The organism is Streptacidiphilus pinicola (assembly GCF_003258295.1).
GTDB classification, from domain to species: Bacteria; Actinomycetota; Actinomycetes; order Streptomycetales; family Streptomycetaceae; genus Streptacidiphilus; species Streptacidiphilus pinicola.
On the sequence record NZ_QKYN01000258.1, the window covers coordinates 1 to 3172 of the forward strand.

Consider the following 3172-nt stretch of genomic DNA (forward strand, 5'->3'; position numbering starts at 1 on the left):
CGAGGTCGTTGCCGCCGATCGACAGCACGATCGTCTGCACGTCGTCCGTGGCCGCGAGCTGTGCGAGCTGGTCGGCCTGGGGCGCCTCGCCCTTGAAGGACTGGCCGCCGTCGGCCGCGCGGAGCACGTTCGCGGTGGTGGCGCCGGAGCAGGCGATGTTGATCCGGGTGGACTGGGCGAGCCCGGGGGCGCTGTTGACCTCGGCGGTGTCGGACCGGTCGCAGCCGCTGTTGTAGGTGGGGCCGTAGACGACGGTGGGGTCGTAGCTGCCATTGACGTAGGCGCGGTCGGTGCCGTCCCGGCTGCCGGAGGTGTCGTCGCTGTTGCCGAGCCAGCGGCCGGCTTCGCCGGAGATGTAGCTGTCGCCCATGGAGACGACGGTCGTCGGGCCTGAGCCGGCGGCGTGCGCGGCGCCGGTTCCGTTGAAAAGAGCAAAAAGGACGGTGAGCGATGCGACGGCAAGTCGCGCCGTTCTTACTGGTCTGAGCATGGGTGAACTCCAGGTGAGGGTTGGGGTTCACCGGCCGGTGCGCAGAATGTGGCACACGGCTTCTTGCTACCGCAAGGTAACTACAGGGTTTATTTCTTGATGGAACGTCCGGAAAGGGGCGGGCGGTATTTACGCCCCTTTCCGGAGCGGAATGAGCGGTCAGCAGGCGCAGAGGCAGAAGGGGTGGCCGGCCGGGTCGGCGAAGACCCGCCAGCTCTTGGTGCCGTCCCAGTCCTCCAGCAGCGTCGCGCCGAGCGCGAGCACCTGCGTCTGGGCGGCGTCGAGGTCGGCCACGCCGATGTCGACGTGCGCCTGCTGCGGGGTGTCCTGGCCCGGCCAGGCCGGGGCGTGGAAGGTCTCGACCTGCTGGAAGGCGAGCTTGGTGCCGTAGTCGCCCTCCAGCTCCACCCACCCGTCGCCCTCGTCCACGACCTTGCCGCCCACCAGCTCGGCGTAGAAGGCGGCGAGAGCCAGGGGGTCGGGACAGTCGAGTGCGTAGGCGCGCAGAGTGCCGATCATGTGGGGCCTCCGTGGTCGTTACCGCTTGAAGCGGTCTATGGGTAACCGCTGGCGTTACTGGATGCTGCCGCAGAATCGGTAACATCGCAAGCATGGGAGACGCCCCGGAGCCGCTGCGGCTCGTCCAGGACCTGGTCAACACGCTCGACGTCGAGTCGGGCGCGGACGGTCTGGAGGCGTTCGTCGATGCCGGAGTCCAGTTGGAGCGGGTACGCGAGCTGCGGGAGCTGCTGCGCGCCGTATGTATGGCTCATAGCGGATTGGATATGCCCGCTGGCTCGGTCGAGATATTGAGCGAGCGGTTCGCCTCCGCTCCGCTGGTCCTCGCGCCCGACGTGGAGGGCGCGGTCGCGCTCGTCCCCGCGCCGGGTCTGCCGCCCACGGAGCTGCTCTTCGCCCGGGTGGCCGCGGCCGTCGCCGCGTCCGGCAAGGACTGGCTCCGGCTCAAGGCCTGCGCCTCGGAGACCTGCCGCTGGCTCTACTACGACCGCTCCCCGGCTGGGCGAGGTCGCTGGTGCTCGATGGCCGTATGTGGAAGTCGTGCGAAGATGCGTGCCTATCGGGCCAGAGGAAATGTTTCTGCAGTCCCGCCCTCGGAATATGCTGAATAGCATGGCGAAGACTCTGATCGATCTGGACGAAGAGGCGCTGGCGTTCGCCGCCGAAGTGCTCGGCACCCGGACCAAGAAAGACACGGTCAACGCCGCGCTGCGGGAGATAGGGGCTCGGGCCAAGCGCGAACGGGCGCTTGATCAGATGATCCAGCTGTTCGAGTCCGGCGCGTTCGACGAATCCATGAAAGCCAAGGGGGGTGCCCGGACTTGGCCGGAGCAGGCGGCTTCCTGATCGACGCCTCGGCCGTCGGCCGGATGATGCGCCCCGACGTCATCGAGGCCTGGCGCGAGCCCGTCGCCGCCGGTCAGGTCGGCATCTGCGAGGCCACCAAACTGGAGCTGCTGCAGGGGGCTCGCACGCGGGAGGAGTACGCCTTCATGCGGGCGGGCCTCGACAGCGTCTACACCCGTTGGCCGATGCCCGAGCCGGCCTACCGGCGCGCCCTCGAGTACCAGGAGCTGCTGGCGCAGAAGGGTGCGCTGCGCGCCACCGGCACCACGGGCCTGCTGCTCGCCGCGACGGCCACCCACCACGGCCTCACGCTGCTCCACTACGACGCCGAGCTGGAGACCCTCGGCAGCCTCCTCGCCCTCCCGACGCGCTGGCTCGCCCAGCCCGGCTCGATCGGGTGACGCGATCGGGTGACGCGCCCGCGTAACCTTGTAGGCGCAGCACCGCCCCTACTCCCTAAGGACTGAGCGCACTGGCACGCCGCACGCCCGATGGTCCGCCGCCCGCCCCTGTGGTCCAGCGGATCCGACTCCGCTACACCAAGCGCGGGCGCCTCCGCTTCACGAGCCACCGCGACTTCCAGCGGGCCCTCGAGCGCGCCCTGCGGCGCTCCGCCGTCCCCATGGCCTACTCCGCCGGCTTCACCCCCCACCCCCGGATCAGCTTTATGAACGCGGCGCCCACCGGCGCCGCGAGCGAGGCCGAGTACGTGGAGCTGGCCCTCGCCGAGCACCGCGACCCGGAGCTGCTGCGCAAGCAGCTCGACGAGTCGCTGCCGCCCGGCCTGGACGTGATCGACGCGGTCGAGGCGCAGGGCAAGGACTTCATGGAGCGGCTCCAGGCCTCCGTCTGGCAGTTGCGGCTCGACGGCGTCGAGCCGGACACCGCGCAGGCCGCGGTCACCGTGTTCCTCGCCGCCGACGAGGTCACCGTGGAGCGGCAGACCAAGAACGGCCTGCGCCGCTTCGACGCGCGCGGCGCGGTGATCTCCCTGCAGGTCGTGGATCCGCAGGTGGACGCGGGTGCGCCCGGCCTACCGGAAAGTACGACCGATATCCCCGCAGGCCGTGCCTGTGCGATACTGCGGCTGGTTGTTCGGCACGCCACACCCGCCGTCCGACCCGACGACGTCCTGACCGGGCTTCGTGTGACGGCCGACCTCGCGCTGCCGGTCCCCGCTGGGGTGACCAGGCTGGCGCAGGGGCCGCTCGACGAGGAGTCCGGTGCGGTGACCGACCCGTTCGCGTCCGACCGCGACGCGGCCGCGGCCCTTGGAGCCCACAGTTCCGAGGCGGCCGGGCCGCAGCTCGGACGCGA

At 70.3% G+C, this 3172-nt stretch carries 5 protein-coding genes and 1 pseudogene; 4 read left to right on the forward strand and 2 right to left on the reverse strand.

Annotated elements, in window-relative coordinates; all coding sequences use genetic code 11:
• Nucleotides 1–370 (reverse strand): annotated as a pseudogene (locus DN069_RS38770) (GDSL-type esterase/lipase family protein); the annotation flags it as partial.
• A gap of 279 nt (nucleotides 371–649) precedes the next feature.
• Nucleotides 650–1009 carry a VOC family protein gene (locus DN069_RS38775; protein ID WP_111507932.1) on the reverse strand — a complete coding sequence of 120 codons (360 nt, stop codon included), beginning with the start codon at nucleotides 1007–1009 and terminating at the stop codon, nucleotides 650–652.
• A gap of 92 nt (nucleotides 1010–1101) precedes the next feature.
• Here DN069_RS38775 and DN069_RS38780 point away from each other — a divergent pair, with 92 nt between their 5' ends.
• The 4 genes from DN069_RS38780 to DN069_RS38795 form a co-directional block, all read left to right on the forward strand.
• The gene (locus tag DN069_RS38780) at nucleotides 1102–1620 is read left to right on the forward strand and encodes a CGNR zinc finger domain-containing protein (protein WP_111507933.1); all 519 of its coding nucleotides are present in this window, start codon (nucleotides 1102–1104) and stop codon (nucleotides 1618–1620) included.
• A 1-nt stretch (nucleotide 1621) separates the two neighbouring features.
• Nucleotides 1622–1855, forward strand: coding sequence for a type II toxin-antitoxin system VapB family antitoxin (locus tag DN069_RS38785; RefSeq protein WP_111507934.1), 234 nt, complete (start codon nucleotides 1622–1624; stop codon nucleotides 1853–1855).
• Nucleotides 1831–2256: a PIN domain-containing protein gene (locus DN069_RS38790; RefSeq protein ID WP_111507935.1), complete on the forward strand. Its 426-nt coding sequence runs from the start codon at nucleotides 1831–1833 to the stop codon at nucleotides 2254–2256. Before DN069_RS38785 ends, DN069_RS38790 begins: the two co-directional genes overlap by 25 nt.
• A gap of 110 nt (nucleotides 2257–2366) precedes the next feature.
• A partial coding sequence (locus tag DN069_RS38795) for a TIGR03936 family radical SAM-associated protein (protein WP_111507936.1) occupies nucleotides 2367–3172 on the forward strand: 806 nt, incomplete at its 3' end.